This is a genomic window from Brevundimonas sp. DW-iso22, from assembly GCF_058725425.1.
Window position 1 is genome coordinate 250,380 of sequence record NZ_JBZXEB010000007.1, and the last position, 17,360, is coordinate 267,739.

The window sequence follows — 17,360 nt, forward strand, 5'->3', positions numbered from 1 at the left end:
TCCGGCCCGCAGGCGATGAAGCTGGGCGTCATCGCCATCGGCAAGCCGGGGCGTGGGCCCGAAGCGAACCTGGCCGCCGACTATGCCGAACGTACCAGCCTGGCCGGACGCGCGCTGGGCCTGGGTCCGCTCGAGCTCATCGATCTGGAGCCCCGCAAACCCGGCAAGGCCCCGGAGGCCGAGCTGATCCTGAAGGCGGCCGAGGGCGCTCACCTGATCGCCTGCGACGAGCGGGGCCGCACCTATTCCAGCCGCGCCTTTGCCGATCATATCGCCATGTTGCGGGACCGGGGTGAGCGGCGGCTGGTCTTTGCCATCGGCGGGGCGGATGGTCTGGACGACACCGTGCGTCAGGCGGCGTCCTCGACCCTGGCCTTTGGGCCCCAGACCTGGCCGCATGCGCTGGCCCGCGCCATGCTGGCCGAACAGCTGTATCGTGCGGTGACCATTCTGGCCGGTTCGCCCTATCATCGCGACTGATGCGTCGCCTGATCCTGACCCTCTGTGCGCTGGCCGCCGTGGCCGTCCCTGTCGGAGCCTGGGCAATTCAGGAACCCCGTGCAGGGGAGGTCGCCCGCCTTCAGGCCGAATACCGCGACGAACAGGTCCGCGCCCGCCGTCTGAGAGCCCAGGCCACCGAGGCCGCAGCCGAGAGTATCGAACTGGAACGTGAGCTGGCTCGGCTTCGCGCCGTTCTGGGGTCCGAGGACGCCCGTATCGTGGCCCAGCGCGAACGCCTGCGCGCGCTTCAGGCGCGCGAGGCCACGCTGATCGCCGAACTGTCCCGCACCCGTGCCCGCGAAGGTCGCCTGCTTTCCGCGCTGCAGATGATGAGCCGCCGCCCCCCGCCGCCCCTGCTGGTGCCCGCCGATCGCGCGGTCGATACGGTGCGGGCCTCCATCCTGATGCGCACCATCGCGCCGGATCTGCGCAGGGATGCCGAAGCCATCACCGACCGGCGCGAGGAAGTCAGCCGCGTCCGCCGCCTGGCCGCCCTGAACAGTGAAGCCCTTTTCACCGCCGAAAGTGCCCAAGGCAACCGCCGCGCAGAGATCGAAAGCCTGACGACGCGCAAGGCCGCGCTGGGCACCGTCCTGCGGGCCGAAGCCCAGGCTGCAGAACGCGCCGCCAGTGTGCTTCAGGCCCGTCTCCAGGCCCTGGGAGCCTCCATCCCCACGGTCGACGCCACCGCCACGACAACTGTCGCCCGTCTGCCTGCCGGACGCAGCCGCCTGACCGCCCCGATCACTGCGGCACCCTCCCAGCGCTATGGGCGCGGCGCAACCGGCTGGCGCTGGCGAGCCGACGAGGCCGAGGCCAGAGCCCCCGCCAATGCCCGCATCGTCCATGCCGGTCCGCTCAGCGGCTGGGGCGAAGTCGTGATCCTGGACCTGGGTCCCGGCTGGCGCGCCATCGTCTCGGGCATGGACAGCCTGTCGGTCCAGACGGGAGACACCGTCACCGACGGCCAGACCCTTGGCCGCACCGGCCCGGACGGCGAACTGTATTTCGAACTGCGCCGCGACGAACGGCCCATCGATCCGGCCCCGTGGCTGGAGTAGGTTCCAGGTTTCAGGGCTTAGGTTCTAGGGGCGATTGAGCACGGTTTCGAACATCACTTTCTTCACTAGAACCTAGGCCCTAAAGCCTAGACCCTTCCTGATGACGCTGATTTTATCGACAAACTGCGGTTGGCCACGAATAAGTCGCCGATAACTTCCTATCTGAGTGCACTGGCCGGTGTTGCGGCCCGACGGAAAGAGACTTGATGCGTAAGCTGCTTTTGATCGGTGCTGCTGCGGCCACTCTGGTGGGCCTGGGGGCCGCGACCGCTGTGGGCCAGACCCCGCGCAACGAGGCCTTCCGCATGGTGGCCCTGTTCGGCGACGTGCTGGGCATCGTCGAGCAGGCCTATGTCGTACCGGTCGATGACAAGAAGCTGATCGAGGCGGCGCTTCAGGGCATGATGACGTCGCTGGACCCCCACTCCAACTACCTGCCGCCGGACGGCTATGGCGACCTGCAGGAGCGGACGACCGGCCAGTATTCCGGCGTCGGCCTGACCATCCAGGCCGAGGGCGGTTTCGTGAAGATCATCTCGCCGATGGACGGCGGACCCGCTGCGCGCGCGGGCGTGCAGGCGGGCGACGTCATCTCGGTGATCGACGGCCAGAACGCTGCCGGCCTGACCGTGACCCAGGTCTCCGACAAGCTGCGCGGTGCCGCAGGCACCTCCATCAAGGTCACCTTCCTGCGTGACGGCGAAGAGCCGCGCGAAGTGACCCTGACCCGCGAGGTCATCAAGATCGAATCCGTTACGGGCCGGGTCGAGGGCGAGTTCGGCTATCTGCGTGTCTCGACCTTCAACGAAAACACCGGACGCGAACTGGGCGAAACCATCGCCCGGCTGAAGACCGAGAACCCGACCATCAAGGGCTACGTCCTGGACCTGCGGAACAACGGTGGCGGACTGCTGGACGCGGCCATTTCCGTGTCGGACGCCTTCCTCGGACGCGGCGAGATCGTCAGCCAGCGCGGCCGCACCGCCGAACAGATCCAGCGCTACTATGCGTCTCAGGGCGACCTGACCGGCGGCCTGCCCGTCGTGGTGCTGATCAACTATGGCTCCGCCTCCGCTTCCGAGATCGTGGCCGGGGCGCTCAAGGATCACGAGCGGGCGACCGTCATCGGCCTGACCAGCTTCGGCAAGGGGTCGGTCCAGACCGTTATCCCGCTGCGGGGGGGCCGCGACGGGGCCCTGTCGATCACCACGGCCCGCTACTATACGCCGTCCGGCGGCTCCATCCAGAAGATCGGCATCGAGCCCGATCTGGAGGTCTCGCGTTCCATGGCCGAGGCGCGGATCGTCTCGCGCTCCAACTTCATCTACTCCGAGGCTGGATACGCGACCGCTCTGGACGCCTCCATCGGGGCCGAGCGCAAGGGGCCGCACACGCCGGTTGAGGCCCCCGGTGAGGACTGGCCCGAAGACAAGGACTATCAGCTGGAACGCGCCTTCGACGTGTTGCGAGCGGGCGGAAATCTCAGCCAGCTGGCGGCTGCGCCCGAAGGCATCGTGGTTACCCCGCCGGGTACGCCGACGGTCGTCATTGCCGAGGCAGAGACGGACGAAGTGCGACCGCGCTTGCCCGCTGATATCATTCAGCAGCCCGAATAGTCGCACGTGCATGCCTAATGCCACGTTAGGCTTTCTTAACCGACAGCGTTCAGTGTGAGGCGTGAAGGGTCCTGCCTGCGCAGGGCCCGCCCTCGAGCCGTTCACACCGCCATGTTCGCCAAGCGCCAGTCCGTCCTCGCCGCCACTGCCGGAGCGCCTCCGGCCCGCAAATCCATGGGCGATGCCTTCGCCCCGGTCATGCGCCAGCTGAAGAAGCCGCCCGTCGCCGTGGCCGGTGCCGGCGTCCTGCTGCTGGCCGCGGCCGGCCTGTTCATCGCCGTCCTGGGCGACCCCCGCGCCGGCGTGCCCTCGGCCCGCGCCGAACTGGCCCGCACGCCCGTCGTCGAGGCCCCGGCCCCGACCGGACTGGAGGCCTTTTCCATGGGGGCCTACGGCAGCTATCAGGACCTGGCCGCCGACGGCAGCGTCATCGACCCCGCCCTGTCTGGCGAGGCGGTCATCACCCTGCCCAACGGCGCGACCGTGTCCGGCAATGGTGCGCCCGTCACCGCCCCGCGCCTGGCCATCGCCTCGCCCCTGCCCGCCGCGCCCCTGGCGGGTCTGTCGCAGCCGGGCCCAGACGGGCCTCTGCCGGTCATCGCCACCGACGGTCGCGTCCCGGCCCAGGCCTATGCGAGACCCTTTCGCGCCAACGGCCGTCCACGCGTCGCGCTGGTGGTCGGTGGGCTGGGTCTGAACGCCGTGACGACCCGTGCCGCCATCGAACGCCTGCCCGCCGATGTGACGCTCAGTTTCGTGCCTTATGCCGAGGGTTTGCAGGGCTGGATCGACCTGGCCCGCGCCCATGGCCATGAGGTCATGCTGGAAATGCCGATGGAGCCCACCGGCTATCCCGACAACGACCCCGGCCCCTATACGCTACTGGCCAGCGGCGACAGCGCTGACATCGCCGCCAGGATGAACTGGCTGCTGGGCCGCGCCACCGGCTATTTCGCCGTGACCAACTATATGGGCGACAAGTTCGCGACCTCGGATGGGGCCATGAACGCCTTCCTGGGCGTCCTGCGCCAGCGCGGCGTGGCCTTCCTTGACGATGGCTCCATGAGCCGCCGCCCCGGCGCCTGGGCCCGTGCCAGCGCCAACCGCATCATTGACGAGCAGCAGACCCCCGCCGCCATCGTCGGCCAGCTGAACGCGCTGGAGGCTCTGGCCAAGGCGCGCGGCCAGGCCATGGGCACTGGCTTCAGCTACCCCGTCACGGTCGAGGCCGTCGCCCGCTGGACCTCGGAGCTGGAAGCGCGGGGGCTTCAACTGGCCCCGGCATCGGCGATGACGCAAAGGCCGGGGAGATAGGGACTAGGGTCTAGGGAGTAGGGACTAGGGACTAGGGATGGCACGCACTCCACACCGGCTTTCTTCCCTCGAACCTAATCCCTAGAACCTAAAACCTATGACCGACCTCCCCCACCACCGCCCCAACGTCGGCGTCGTGCTGTTCCACCCGGACGGGCGAGTCTGGTACGGGCGACGGGCAGGACAGGCCGGTCCCTATAATTGGCAGTTCCCGCAAGGCGGCGTCGACGACGGCGAGGATCTGGAAACCGCCGCCCGCCGCGAGCTGGCAGAGGAAACCGGGGTCACATCGATTGAATACCTGAGCCGAACCGAAGGCTGGATCGCCTATGACTTTCCCGCCGATTTCGCGGACACCAAACGCGCGCGCGGCTGGAAGGGTCAGAAGCAGGCCTGGTTCGCTTATCGGTTCACGGGCGACGAGGCCGACATCGATCTGGAACAGCATGACGAGGTCGAGTTCGACGCCTGGCGCTGGGGCCGACTGGCTGAAGCGCCCGACCTGATCGTGCCGTTCAAGCGAGGGGTCTATGAGCAGGTGGTGGCGGCGTTCGCTGAGCTAGCTCGGTAGAGTTTCTCCCTCCCCTGAAGTGGGGAGGGACAGATCGCGCAGCGATCAGGGTGGGGCTCGTAAGGGCGTGAGCTCCGTCTGACATACCCCACCCTGTCGTCGCTTCGCGCCGACATCCCTCCCCATAAAGGGGAGGGAGAACGGTCAGACTGCCGCTCCTGTCGGGGCCAGCCGCATCAGCACAAGCCCCGCCACGATCAGACCGGCCGCCGCCACCCGCATGGGATGCACGCCCTCGTTCAGCCAGAGGATACCGACGACAAACGCCCCGATCGCACCGATGCCGGTCCAGATCGTATAGGCGGTGCCCAGCGGCAGGGTCTTCATCGACAGCGACAGCAGGCCGAAACTAGCCACCATGGCGACCAGCGTCACTAGACTGGGCCCCAGCCTGGTGAAGCCTTCGGACTGTTTCATGGAAAACGCCCAGACGATTTCCAGCAGACCGGCGATAAACAGATAGATCCAGGCCATGATCACGGCCCTCCTTCACAAGGGCCGGGCCGTCCCGGACTTGTCCCGCGTCGCAAGGATCAGCGCGACGCGAGGCGAGGACGTGGCCTCGTCTGATGCGTCTTATCTGGGACAGCTTGGCGGCGGGTCAAGTGCCTCACCCACACCGCTCATCCCGGCGAAAGCCGGGACCCAGACCTTTGGGTGACGACACTGTGGTCGCTATACGCAGCCCCTGTCCGAAAACTTGATGCCAAGCTGGACAGCACTGGGTCCCGGCTTTCGCCGGGATGAGCGGAGAATTAGGAAGCTGAGACTTCCGAGGCCTGTTCGGCCAGGATGGTCAGCCCGGCGGGCGTGACGTCGGCAAAGCCGCCGTGCACGTCGAACTGACGGCGCGCGTTCCCGTCGATGACCGTCACCACGCCTTCGCGCAGGGCCGTCATGAAGGGGGCGTGGTCCGCCAGGACGCCGAAGTCGCCTTCGACGCCGGGCGCATCGACCTGATCCACGAGGCCGGAGAAGACCTCGCGCTCAGGTGCCACCAGCGAGAAGTGGAGCTTGCCCGCCATGGATCAGGCCGCCTCGGCAGCCATCTTGGCGGCCTTCTCGACGGCTTCCTCGATGGCGCCGACCATGTAGAAGGCGGCTTCGGGCAGGTGGTCGTATTCACCGGCCACGATGCCCTTGAACGAGCGAATGGTGTCGGCCAGTTCGACGAACTTGCCGGGCGAGTTGGTGAACTGTTCGGCCACGAAGAAGGGCTGCGACAGGAAGCGGCTGATCTTGCGAGCGCGCGAGACGATCAGCTTGTCGTCTTCCGACAGTTCGTCCATGCCCAGAATGGCGATGATGTCCTTCAGGCCCTTGTAGGACTGAAGCACTTCCTGGACCGAGCGGGCGACGTTGTAGTGTTCTTCGCCGATGACCAGCGGGTCCATGATCCGCGAGGTGGAGTCCAGCGGGTCCACGGCGGGGAAGATGGCCTGGGCGGCGATGTCGCGGTTCAGAACGGTCTTGGCGTCCAGGTGGGCGAACGAAGCGGCGGGCGCCGGGTCGGTCAGGTCGTCGGCGGGGACGTAGATGGCCTGGATCGAGGTGATCGAGCCCTTCTTGGTCGAGGTGATGCGCTCCTGCAGATTGCCCATCTCGGTGGCCAGCGTCGGCTGATAGCCCACGGCCGAGGGGATGCGGCCCAGCAGAGCCGACATTTCCGAACCAGCCTGGGTGAAGCGGAAGATGTTGTCGACGAACAGCAGGACGTCCTTGCCCTCTTCGTCGCGGAAATATTCGGCCTGGGCCAGGCCGGTCAGGGCGACGCGGGCGCGGGCGCCGGGAGGCTCGTTCATCTGGCCGTAGACCAGGGCGCATTTGGAGCCCTCGGTCGAACCGCCGTTCTTGGCCGGGTCCACGTTCACGTTGGACTCGATCATCTCGTGATACAGGTCGTTGCCCTCGCGGGTGCGTTCACCCACGCCGGCCAGCACCGAATAGCCGCCGTAGGCCTTGGCGATGTTGTTGATCAGCTCCTGCATGGTCACGGTCTTGCCCACGCCAGCGCCGCCGAACAGGCCGGTCTTGCCGCCCTTGGTGTAGGGGCACATCAGGTCGATGACCTTGATGCCCGTGACCAGGATTTCCGACGAGGTCGACTGCTCTTCGAACGAAGGCGCCTCGCGGTGGATCGGGCGGTACATTGTAGTCTTGATCGGGCCCTGTTCGTCGATCGGCGCGCCGACGACGTTCATGATGCGGCCCAGGGTGCCGGGGCCGACAGGGGCCTGGATGGAGCCGCCGGTGTCGGTCACGGCCTGGCCGCGGGTCAGGCCCTCGGTCGTGTCCATGGCGATGGTGCGGACCATGTTCTCACCCAGGTGCTGGGCGACTTCCAGAACCAGGGTGAAGGGCTCGCCCGTCTTCTGGTCGACGTTCTGGGTGTGCAGGGCGTTCAGGATGGCGGGCAGGTCGCCGGTGAACTCGACGTCCACCACGGCGCCGATGACCTGGGCGATCTTGCCCACGCCCGTGCCTTCGATCACGACGGTGTTGCCCGTCGCGGCAGTGGCGGCGGGGGCCTTGGGCGCGGCCGGCTTCTTGGCGGCGGGCTTCTTCGGGGCGGGGGTCTTGGCGATGGTGTCGGTCATGGCAGGGTTCCGGTTCGGAATAACGTCTATGTCAGCGGGATCGGGATCAGAGGGCTTCGGCGCCGGCGATGATCTCGATCAGTTCAGTGGTGATCTGGGCCTGGCGCTTGCGGTTGTACTGCAGGGTCAGGGCATTGATGAGGTCGCCCGCATTGCGCGTGGCATTGTCCATCGCCGCCATCTGCGAGCCGAAGAAGCCCGCCTGGTTCTCGTACAGCGCAGCCAGCACCTGGGTGGTCAGGTTGCGCGGCAGCAGGGTCTCGAGGATTTCCTCTTCCGAGGGCTCGTATTCATAGACCGCACCGTTCAGGTCGATGGGGGCGGCGTCGCCTTCCACAACGGCGGGGATCAGTTGTTTGGCGGTCGGCACCTGGGCAATCACCGACTGGAAGCGGCTGTAGAACAGGGTGACCACATCGGTCTCGCCGTTCTCGAAGCTGTCGGCAATGAACTGGGCCACCGGCTGGGCGGCGGCCATACCCAGCACCTTGTGCTCGCTCAGCTCGAAAGTACGCACCACCTTGTCGCCGAACATTCGGGTCAGCTGGTCGCGCGACTTCTTGCCGACGGCGACGATGCGAACATCCTTGCCCGAGGCGATCAGGCTGCGGATGCGCTCGCGCGCGGCCCGGATGATGTTGGTCGAGAAACCACCCGCCAGACCCTTGTCCGCCGAGGCGACGACGACGAGATGACGCTGATCGCCACCCGTGCCCGCCAGCAGCCTGGGCGCATCAGCCCCCGAGACACCGGCCGCCAGATTGGCGATGACCGAGGCCATCTTGGTGGCATAGGGCCGGGCGTTCTCGGCCTGGTCCTGGGCGCGTTTCAGCTTGGCCGCGGCGACCATCTGCATGGCTTTCGTGATCTTTTGCGTCGCTTTGACGCTTCCGATCCGATCGCGCATTTCCTTGAGGCTGGCCATCCGGCGCTACTCTCTCGCTTTCCGGGTCAGTATCAGGCGAAGGTCTTGGCGAAGGCTTCGATGGCGGCCTTCAGCTCGGCTTCCAGGTCCTTGGACAGGGCCTTGGTCGTCTTGATGCTGTTCAGGATGCCGGCGTGGTTCGAATGCATCCGGGCCAGCAGTTCGCTCTCGAAGCGGGCGATGTCGGCCACGGCGATGTTGTCCAGATAACCGCGCGTCCCGGCATAGACCGAAACGACCTGCTCCTCGACCGTCAGCGGCGAATACTGGGGCTGCTTCAGCAGCTCCGTCAGGCGGGCACCGCGGGCCAGCAGGCGCTGGGTCGAGACGTCCAGATCCGAGCCGAACTTGGCGAAGGCGGCCATTTCCCGATACTGGGCCAGCTCGCCCTTGATCGAACCGGCAACCTGTTTCATCGCCTTGATCTGGGCCGAGGAGCCCACGCGCGACACCGAGATGCCGACGTTCACGGCCGGACGGATGCCCTGGTAGAACAGGTCGGATTCCAGGAAGATCTGGCCGTCGGTGATCGAGATCACGTTCGTCGGAATATAGGCCGACACGTCGTTGGCCTGGGTCTCGATCAGCGGCAGGGCCGTCATCGAGCCCGAACCATTGTCCTCGTTCAGCTTGGCCGAACGCTCCAGCAGGCGGCTGTGCAGATAGAAGACGTCGCCGGGATAGGCTTCGCGGCCCGGCGGGCGGCGCAGCAGCAGGGACATCTGGCGATAGGCGACGGCCTGTTTGGACAGGTCATCATACACGATCAGGGCGTGCATGCCGTTGTCGCGGAAGAACTCGCCCATGGCCGTGCCCGAGAACGGAGCCAGGAACTGCAGGGGAGCAGGCTCGGACGCCGTGGCGGCCACGACGATGGTGTATTCCAGCGCGCCGCGCTCTTCCAGAGTCTTGACGATCTGGGCCACGGTCGAGCGCTTCTGCCCGATCGCGACATAGATGCAGTACAGCTTGTCGCCTTCGGACGCGCCTTCGACGTTGATCGACTTCTGGTTCAGGATGGTGTCGATCGCCACGGCGGTCTTGCCGACCTGACGGTCACCGATGATCAGCTCGCGCTGGCCACGGCCGACGGGGATCAGGGTGTCGATGGCCTTCAGGCCGGTCTGCATCGGCTCATGCACCGACTTGCGCGGGATGATGCCGGGCGCCTTGACGTCCACGCGGCGGCGCTCGGTGAATTGGATCGGGCCCTTGCCGTCGATCGGCTCGCCCAGCGGGTTGACGACGCGGCCCAGCAGACCCTTGCCGACCGGAACGTCCACGATCTCGCCCAGACGGCGGACCTCGTCACCCTCGGCGATCTGGTTGTCCTGGCCGAAGATCACGGCACCGACGTTGTCGCGCTCCAGGTTCAGGGCCATGCCCTTCACGCCGGCCTTGGGGAATTCGATCATTTCGCCGGCCTGGACATTGTCCAGACCATGGATGCGGGCGATGCCGTCGCCGACCGACAGCACCTGGCCGACGTCGGACACGTCCGCTTCGACGCCGAAGTTGGCGATCTGGGACTTGAGGATGGCCGAAATCTCGGCGGCGCGGATGTCCATGGTCAGGCTCTCTGGCTTTCGTCGTTCTTGGGCGTCGGCACCGGGCCGACGGTCAATCGGGGTGTATCAGGCCCTTTTGAGGGCAAATTTCATCTGGTCGAGCTTGGTCTTCAGCGAGGCATCGAACAGTTTCGAGCCGACCTTGACCTTCAGGCCACCCAGGATCGACGGATCGACACGGGCGGTCATTTCGGCGTCCTTGCCCAGGGCGGTGCGCAGGGCAGTCTGGATGGACTTGGTCTGTGCGGCCGTCAGGGCCTGGGCCGAGACGATCTCGGCGGCGACCAGTCCGGTCTTCTTGGCATACAGCGCCTCATAACCGGCGATGACGCCGGTCAGGTCGCCCGAGCGACCATTCTGGGCCAGCAGGCCAAGGAAGTTGCGGGTCGTCTTGTGGAACTTCGCCTTGTCGGCGATGGCGACCAGACCTTTTTGCTGATCTTCGTCGGAAATCACCGGCGAGGTCGCCAGGCGGCGCAGGTCCGCGCTCTCGTGCCAGGCGGCGCGCAGCGACTTCAGGTCGGCGCGCACGGCGTCGATTGCACCGGTTTCGTCGGCGAGGTCGAACAGCGCCTGGGCATAGCGCTCTGCGACTTCTGTCGTCCTGAATTCGTCAGCCAAGGGTCTTGTCCGTCCGGATAAGCATGTTGTGTCACGAACGACCACGACGTTCGCGTCGATCAAGGGCTTGATATACTTATGGAAAGCACGACTAGAGCCGTTTCGTGAGAAACGCCTCCTGCAAGCCGGGCGCCTGATAGCATGGGCTTTTCACTCCCGCAACCGAGACGCCCCGCCGCATACCTTCCAACCACAGACGCATTGCCGCACCTGCAACCACGACTGTATGAAGGGCATTCAGGGTCGCGGCTTTACGACGGCCCCTCTCAGGAATCACAGCCCCGATGTTTGACAGCATTACCCCCCTGCTCACCGACCCCGCGGCCTGGGCCGCGCTCGTCACCCTGATCGTGATGGAAGTCGTGCTGGGCATCGACAACCTGATCTTCATCTCGATTCTCTCGAACAAGCTGCCGCCCGAGCACCGTTCGCGCGTTCGCCGCATCGGTATCTCCCTGGCGCTGGTCATGCGCCTGGCCCTGCTGTCGACCATCGCCTGGATCGTGACCCTGACCCAGCCCGTCTTCTCGGTCATGGGCAATGAGTTTTCGTGGAAGGACATGATCCTGATCGTCGGCGGCCTGTTCCTGGTCTGGAAGGCCACCAAGGAAATCCACCACTCGGTCGATCCGACCCCCAGCCACGACCTGCTCGACAAGAGCAAGGGTGGCAAGGCCGACGTCGTGATCAACAACGCCGGGGCCGCGATCTTCCAGATCATCCTGATCGACCTGGTCTTCTCGATCGACAGCATCCTGACCGCTGTCGGCATGACCGAGCACCTGCCGATCATGGTCGTCGCCGTTCTGGTGGCCATCACCGTCATGCTTCTGGCCGCCGACCCGCTTGGTGATTTCATCGACAAGAACCCCACCGTGGTCATGCTGGCCCTGGGCTTCCTGCTGATGATCGGCATGGTCCTGATCGCCGACGGCTTCGGCTATCATGTGCCCAAGGGCTACATCTACGCCGCCATGGCCTTCTCGGCCGGTGTCGAGGCGCTGAACATGCTCAGCCGAAGGTCCGCGACCAAGAAGCAGAAGGCCGAACGCGCCCGCGCGGAGGCCAATGCCGCCGAGTCTCGTGCCCAGGCCGCAGAGGCCGAAGCCGCCGCCGACCCGACCCACTGAACATGTCGCTCAGAGCCCTTCTCGCCGTCGGCGCGCTCCTGGTCGGAGCCCCGGCGGCGAGTTGGGCCCAGACCGAACCTGACCTGCCGCCCGTTCAGGGCTATGAGATCGTCGCCACCTACCCTCACGACCCGACGGCCTTCACCCAAGGTCTGATCGTGCATGACGACGTGCTGATCGAGACGACCGGGCGGTTCCCCTCGACGATCAGACGCGTGCGAATCGAGAACGGTGCCGTGCTGCAAAGGCGCGACCTCGACCTGGCCTATTTCGGTGAGGGCGTCACCGAGATCGGCGGCAGATTGTTCAGCCTGACATGGCAGAACGGCACCGGCTTCATCTGGAATGCCGATGACCTCACGCCCTTGGGGCAGTTCGCCTATCCGGGTGAAGGCTGGGGTCTGACCGACGATGAGGAACGCTTGATCATGTCGGACGGGACGCCGGTGATCCGCTTCCTCGATCCGGACACCTTTGCTGAAACGCACCGGATCACCGTGACCTATGGCGGGCGTCCCGTTTCACGTCTGAACGAACTGGAATGGATCGACGGCCAGATCGTCGCCAACCTGTGGCAGCAGGACTTGCTGGTGAAGATTGATCCGGTTTCAGGCCGGGTCGTAGGCGTGATCGATCTGACGGAAATCCATCCTTCCCGTGAAAGGGTCAGCCCTGCCGACGATGTGCTGAACGGCATCGCCTGGGACCCCGCGAACCGACGCCTGTTCGTCACCGGCAAGAACTGGCCCAAACTGTTCGAAATCCGCCTGACCGCTCCCGAACCGCCGGGCTGACGCTACAGGAAGCCGTAGGGGTCCACATCGACCGACAGCCGCACCGAGCCCGGCACCTTCACGCGTGCCAGCCAGGCGCGCAGGAAACCTTGCAGATCGACGTCCCGGTCGGCCCGGACCAGCAGCCGCTTGCGGCGTCGACCCCGCACCAGGGCCAGCGGCGCATCGGCGGGGCCATAGACCTCCAGCCGCTCGGCATTGGGAATGTTTTCGGCGAGGTCGCGGGCGGCCTTCTCGACCGCCTGCGGGTTCTCGCTGGACAGGATGATCGCGGCCAGCCGGCCATAGGGGGGCAGCGATCCGGCCTCACGCTCGGCCAGCTCCGCCTCGACGAAAGCGTCGCGGTCGCCAGCCGCAAGCGCCATCAGCACCGGATGTTCGGGCGTCCATGTCTGAAGCAGGGCCCGGCCCGGCTTGTCGGCTCGCCCGGCCCGGCCCGTCGCCTGGCTGAGCAGCTGGAAGGTCCGTTCCGCCGCGCGCAGGTCGCCACCGCGCAGGCCCAGGTCGGCGTCCACCACCCCGACCAGGGTCAGATTGGGAAAGTTGTGCCCCTTGGCCGCGGCTTGCGTGGCCACCAGAATGTCGATCTGGCCGTCCTGCATGGCCTGGATCAGGGCACGCGCTGACCGGGCATCCGGCGTGGTGTCCGAACTGAACACCGCCGTGCGCGCCTCGGGGAACAGCTGGCGCACCTCTTCCTCGACCCGCTCGACACCGGGCCCGACCGAGACCAGCGAATCCTCCGCCCCGCACGACGGACAGGTCTTGGGCCGCATCATCGAAAAGCCGGTCAGGTGACAGACCAGACGCCCGGTATAGCGATGCTCGACCAGCCAGCTGTCGGTGTCCGGTGCCGTCATCCGGTGGCCGCAGACCCGGCACAGCACCACAGGCGCATAGCCCCGCCGGTTCAGGAACAGCAGGCTCTGCTCGCCCCGCGCAAAGGTCTCGCCGATGGCCTCGCGCAAGGGCTGGGACAGCCAGGTCTGGGGATCCGGCGGTGTCTGCCGCAGGTCCAGCAAAGCGATATCAGGCAACATCGCCGCCCCGTGCCGCCGCTCCAGCCTCAGCCAGCCATACCGACCCTGCCGCGCATTCCACAGCGTCTCCAGCGACGGCGTGGCCGAGGCCAGGACCACCGTCGCCCCCTCGATCCGCGCCCGCGCCACCGCCAGGTCGCGCCCGTGATAGATCAGCCCCTCATCCTGCTTGAATGAGCCGTCGTGCTCCTCGTCCACGACCAGCAGTCGCAGATTGACGAAAGGCAGGAACAGCGCCGACCGCGCCCCGACCACAATGTTGCAGCGGCCCGCCACCACCGCCTCCCAGACCTGGCGCCGACGTGGCGGGGCAACGCCGGAATGCCATTCGGCGGGCGCCGCGCCGAACCGGGCCGTGATCCGCTCGATCAGAGCCTGGGTCAGGGCGATCTCCGGCAGCAGGATCAGGATCTGGGCGGTCGGATCGGCCCGCAGCGCCTGAGCCGCCGCCTCCAGATAGGCCTCGGTCTTGCCAGAGCCGGTGATGCCGTCCAGCAGGAAGGGCGCGAAACCGCCGCCCGTAACCGCCTTTGCGATGGCCTCGGCTGCCGCCGCCTGATCAGCATTCAGATCGGCGGGCGCATGGTCGGGATCGGGCGCGTCGAAGGTGGCGACGGCCTCGATCTCTACGACCACCAGCACCTCTTCGTCGACCAGCCCCTTGATGACGCCGGATGAGACGCCCGCCGCCCGCGCCAGATCGGCTGCCGGCACATCCCGCTGGCCCAGCGTCTCCAGAACCGCCGTCCGCGCCGCCGTTGGCCGAGCCGGCATACGCTCGGCGACACGCCGCACCCGTCGCTCGGGCCGTGGCCTGGGCGCGCGCAGGCCCTTCAAGGCCGTCGCCGCCATCTCGCCCGGCGCGCTGAGCGTCCAGCGCCCCGCCCATTCCACAAAATCCACGGTGCGTTCGGGCAGGCGCGGATCGGCCATCAGATGATCGATCGTCTTCAGCCGCCGGTTCGACCCGGTCGTCTCGCGCGCCTCGACCACGATGCCGCGCATCAGCCGCGGCCCCAGCGGCACCGCCACCTGATCACCGCGCACGACCTCGAGACCCTCCGGCACCTCGTAGTCAAAGGCCTCGGGTACCGGCAGGGGAATGAGGACGGAGGCGACTTTCAAATCCTCCCCCTTCGGGGGAGGTGGCGCGTCGCGGCTTTGCGACGTGACGGAGGGGGCTCACCGCGCACGCCGGTGTCCGGGGCAAGCCCCCTCCACCATTCTGCGCATGGTCCCCCTCCCCCGATGGAGGAGGATTTGGCTCGCCTCATCCCGCGAGGCCCGCTAAACATCCACCCCATGAAACTCTTTCTCGACACAGCCGACGTCGCCGTCATCAAGGACATGGTCCCCACCGGCATGGTGGACGGCGTCACCACCAATCCTTCGCTGATCGCCAAATCCGGTCGCAACATCGCAGAGGTCATCGCCGAAATCTGCGGCCTGGTCGAGGGGCCGATTTCCGCAGAGGCCGTTGCGACCGACTTCGAGACCATGGTCAAGGAAGGCGACAAGCTGGCCGCCATCGCGCCCAATGTAGTCGTCAAACTTCCCCTGACTTGGGACGGGCTGCGCGCGGCGCGCAACTTCTCCGACAAGGGCATCAAGACCAATGTGACACTGTGCTTCTCCGCCGCCCAGGCCATGCTGGCCGCCAAGGCGGGGGCGACCTTCGTCTCGCCCTTCGTCGGGCGACTGGAAGACCACGGCGCGGACGGGATCGGCCTGCTGGAGGAAATCCGGGTGCTCTACGACACCCATGGGTTCGAGACGGAAATCCTGGCCGCCTCCCTGCGCAATCCCGGCCATGTCTCGGCCGCCGCCATCGCCGGAGCGGATGCCGCGACCCTGCCGTCCGACACTTTCAAGGCCCTGGTCAAGCACCCGTTAACCGACAAGGGGCTTGATGCCTTCCTGGCGGACTGGGGCAAGACCGGTCAGTCGATCCTGTAGCCTGCCTCCGAGGAGAGGTCTGTGAGCGTATTGCCTGACCTCCCGACCGAAGACACCGGTCCGCACTGGCCGGAAATCCGCGCCTGGCTTCAGGCGCATCCGCAGATCCTGCTGGACGACCGCTCCCTGCTGGAGGAAGTCGGCCTGAAACCCCACGGCCGCAATGTCGTGGAATTCGGCCGCGCCGCCCTGACCAGGCTCGAGGAAGCCGCCGAGCGTGAGGCCGACGCGCGCAAACGCATCGAATCCGTCGCCCGCGCCAACTTCGCCGCCCAGACCCAGACCCATGTCGCGGCGCTGGACCTGCTGGAGGCCCGCAATCTGTCCGACCTGGCCCGGCGTCTGGATGCGGTCGCGCAGGGGCGCTTCGGTCTGGCCGGAGCCGCCCTGGCGCTGGAAAAGCCTGGCCCCGTCCCCTTCGGCTGGCGCGCGCTGGACGAAGGGCGGGTCGATGGCCTGCTGGGCGAGCACGGCCTGACCTGGCTGGGCCCGAACTTCGACGGGCTGAACCTGTTCGGCGCATCCGAGAACCAGGTCCGCTCCGTCGCCCTGATCCGGATGGCCCCGCAGTTTCCGGGAGCCGACACCCCCGCCCGTCCCGCCCTGTGCGCCTTCGGCTCGCCCGAGGAAGACGGCTTCACGGCGACCATGGGCTGCGAACTGGTGGCCTTCATCGCCCGGGTGGTCGAACGCACCGCCGAGCGCTGGCCCCTGTTTGGATGACGGCCTCCGAAGCCCTCGCTTCCGAGAGTTTGGCCGCCTGGCTGGAGCATCTGGCGCACGAGCGCCGCCTGTCGCCTCGCACGCTGGAGGCCTATGGCCACATCGGTCGGCTGTATGTCGCCTTTCTGGAGCGGCACCGCGGCGAAGCCCTCAGCCTGACCGACCTGGGCACCGTCAGCGCCGCCGAGGTCCGCGCCCATCTGGCCGAGCGCCGCGCCGGCGACGGCACTGACCGGTCGGGGCTGGCCGCCCGCTCCATCAGCCAGACACTGTCGGCCATCCGCGCCTTCCACGGCTTCCTCGATCGGCGCTGTGCCACGCCCGCCCCGCAGCTGGCCTTGGTGCGCGGTCCCCGCATCAAGCCGTCGCTGCCGCGCCCGGTCAACGAGGATCAGGCACGCGGCCTGCTTGAGGAATCCCAGGCCGATCCCGATGCTGCCCCGTGGGAGGCCGCCCGCGATCGCGCCGTCCTGACCCTGCTCTACGGCTGCGGCCTGCGCATTTCCGAGGGCCTGTCGATGACCCGCGCCGACGCCCCGCTTAGCGAAACGCTGCGCATCACCGGCAAGGGCGGCAAGACCCGCATCGCGCCGGTCCTGCCCGCCGTCCGCGCTGCCATAGACGACTATGTGGCGCTGCTGCCGTTTACTCTTTCACCGGACGAAGCCCTGTTCCGCGCGCGGCGCGGCGGGCCTCTGAGCCCCCGCCATGTCCAGGCCACCTTGCAGCACCTGCGCGGTCGCCTCGGCCTGCCCGCCAGCGCCACGCCCCACGCCCTGCGCCACAGTTTCGCGACCCATCTGCTCGGGGCCGGGGCCGACCTGCGTTCCATCCAGGAACTGTTGGGCCACGCCAGCCTGTCCACGACCCAGAAATACACCGCCGTCGATGCCGCGCACCTGCTGGCCGCCTATGCGGATGCGCATCCCCGCGCCTAACCCAG

The 17,360-nt window shown here is 67.0% G+C and carries 17 protein-coding genes; 10 read left to right on the plus strand and 7 right to left on the minus strand.

The features are described from left to right. Window positions 1–15 precede the first annotated feature (15 nt). The 5 genes from rlmH (at window position 16) to AC4PRM_RS13645 (ending at window position 5,063) form a co-directional block, all read left to right on the plus strand. Window positions 16–480 (plus strand): 23S rRNA (pseudouridine(1915)-N(3))-methyltransferase RlmH, encoded by a 465-nt coding sequence (gene rlmH / locus AC4PRM_RS13625; protein WP_373256468.1) that lies wholly within the window; start codon window positions 16–18, stop codon window positions 478–480. Beyond that, window positions 480–1,562 carry a murein hydrolase activator EnvC family protein gene (locus AC4PRM_RS13630; protein ID WP_492040273.1) on the plus strand — a complete coding sequence of 361 codons (1,083 nt, stop codon included), beginning with the start codon at window positions 480–482 and terminating at the stop codon, window positions 1,560–1,562. Before rlmH ends, AC4PRM_RS13630 begins: the two co-directional genes overlap by 1 nt. Before the next feature lie 206 nt (window positions 1,563–1,768). Further along, window positions 1,769–3,178 carry a S41 family peptidase gene (locus tag AC4PRM_RS13635; RefSeq protein WP_492040274.1) on the plus strand — a complete coding sequence of 470 codons (1,410 nt, stop codon included), beginning with the start codon at window positions 1,769–1,771 and terminating at the stop codon, window positions 3,176–3,178. A 111-nt stretch (window positions 3,179–3,289) separates the two neighbouring features. Continuing rightward, on the plus strand, window positions 3,290–4,492 hold the full coding sequence (locus AC4PRM_RS13640; RefSeq protein ID WP_492040275.1) for a divergent polysaccharide deacetylase family protein: 1,203 nt from the start codon (window positions 3,290–3,292) through the stop codon (window positions 4,490–4,492). 97 nt (window positions 4,493–4,589) lie between these two features. Then, complete coding sequence (locus AC4PRM_RS13645; protein WP_487921413.1) at window positions 4,590–5,063, plus strand: RNA pyrophosphohydrolase; 474 nt, start codon at window positions 4,590–4,592, stop codon at window positions 5,061–5,063. A 144-nt stretch (window positions 5,064–5,207) separates the two neighbouring features. Here the strand turns inward: AC4PRM_RS13645 and AC4PRM_RS13650 are convergent, their stop codons facing one another. From AC4PRM_RS13650 to AC4PRM_RS13675, 6 genes are all read right to left on the minus strand, one after another. Continuing rightward, on the minus strand, window positions 5,208–5,537 hold the full coding sequence (locus tag AC4PRM_RS13650) for a DMT family transporter (protein WP_492040276.1): 330 nt from the start codon (window positions 5,535–5,537) through the stop codon (window positions 5,208–5,210). 281 nt (window positions 5,538–5,818) lie between these two features. Then, complete coding sequence (locus AC4PRM_RS13655) at window positions 5,819–6,088, minus strand: ATP synthase F1 subunit epsilon (RefSeq protein WP_492040277.1); 270 nt, start codon at window positions 6,086–6,088, stop codon at window positions 5,819–5,821. 3 nt (window positions 6,089–6,091) lie between these two features. Beyond that, window positions 6,092–7,660, minus strand: a complete 1,569-nt coding sequence (gene atpD, locus AC4PRM_RS13660) for a F0F1 ATP synthase subunit beta (protein WP_373256476.1) — start codon at window positions 7,658–7,660, stop codon at window positions 6,092–6,094. 46 nt (window positions 7,661–7,706) lie between these two features. Continuing rightward, window positions 7,707–8,585 (minus strand): F0F1 ATP synthase subunit gamma, encoded by an 879-nt coding sequence (locus tag AC4PRM_RS13665; protein ID WP_373256477.1) that lies wholly within the window; start codon window positions 8,583–8,585, stop codon window positions 7,707–7,709. A gap of 32 nt (window positions 8,586–8,617) precedes the next feature. Beyond that, window positions 8,618–10,153, minus strand: a complete 1,536-nt coding sequence (gene atpA / locus AC4PRM_RS13670; RefSeq protein WP_373256479.1) for a F0F1 ATP synthase subunit alpha — start codon at window positions 10,151–10,153, stop codon at window positions 8,618–8,620. Window positions 10,154–10,219: 66 nt separating this feature from the next. Further along, window positions 10,220–10,774: a F0F1 ATP synthase subunit delta gene (locus tag AC4PRM_RS13675; protein ID WP_492040278.1), complete on the minus strand. Its 555-nt coding sequence runs from the start codon at window positions 10,772–10,774 to the stop codon at window positions 10,220–10,222. Between the two features lie 284 nt (window positions 10,775–11,058). On the opposite strand from AC4PRM_RS13675, the gene AC4PRM_RS13680 reads away from it, so the two are divergent. Both AC4PRM_RS13680 and AC4PRM_RS13685 read left to right on the plus strand, forming a co-directional pair. Beyond that, window positions 11,059–11,904, plus strand: coding sequence for a TerC family protein (locus tag AC4PRM_RS13680; protein WP_373256481.1), 846 nt, complete (start codon window positions 11,059–11,061; stop codon window positions 11,902–11,904). A gap of 2 nt (window positions 11,905–11,906) precedes the next feature. Further along, window positions 11,907–12,698 (plus strand): glutaminyl-peptide cyclotransferase, encoded by a 792-nt coding sequence (locus tag AC4PRM_RS13685; protein ID WP_492040279.1) that lies wholly within the window; start codon window positions 11,907–11,909, stop codon window positions 12,696–12,698. A 2-nt stretch (window positions 12,699–12,700) separates the two neighbouring features. On the opposite strand, the gene AC4PRM_RS13690 is transcribed toward AC4PRM_RS13685, so the two are convergent. Further along, complete coding sequence (locus AC4PRM_RS13690) at window positions 12,701–14,863, minus strand: primosomal protein N' (protein ID WP_492040280.1); 2,163 nt, start codon at window positions 14,861–14,863, stop codon at window positions 12,701–12,703. A gap of 177 nt (window positions 14,864–15,040) precedes the next feature. Between AC4PRM_RS13690 and fsa the strand changes: the two genes are divergently transcribed. Genes fsa through AC4PRM_RS13705 form a run of 3 tightly spaced genes read left to right on the plus strand, consistent with a single transcriptional unit; the run spans window position 15,041 to window position 17,355 of the window. Continuing rightward, the gene (gene fsa, locus AC4PRM_RS13695; protein WP_490334592.1) at window positions 15,041–15,694 is read left to right on the plus strand and encodes a fructose-6-phosphate aldolase; all 654 of its coding nucleotides are present in this window, start codon (window positions 15,041–15,043) and stop codon (window positions 15,692–15,694) included. Window positions 15,695–15,715: 21 nt separating this feature from the next. Next, a complete protein-coding gene (locus AC4PRM_RS13700; RefSeq protein WP_492040281.1) occupies window positions 15,716–16,417 on the plus strand; it encodes a DUF484 family protein in 702 nt (233 codons plus the stop codon). Continuing rightward, window positions 16,414–17,355 carry a tyrosine recombinase XerC gene (locus AC4PRM_RS13705; protein ID WP_492040282.1) on the plus strand — a complete coding sequence of 314 codons (942 nt, stop codon included), beginning with the start codon at window positions 16,414–16,416 and terminating at the stop codon, window positions 17,353–17,355. Before AC4PRM_RS13700 ends, AC4PRM_RS13705 begins: the two co-directional genes overlap by 4 nt. Window positions 17,356–17,360 lie beyond the last annotated feature (5 nt).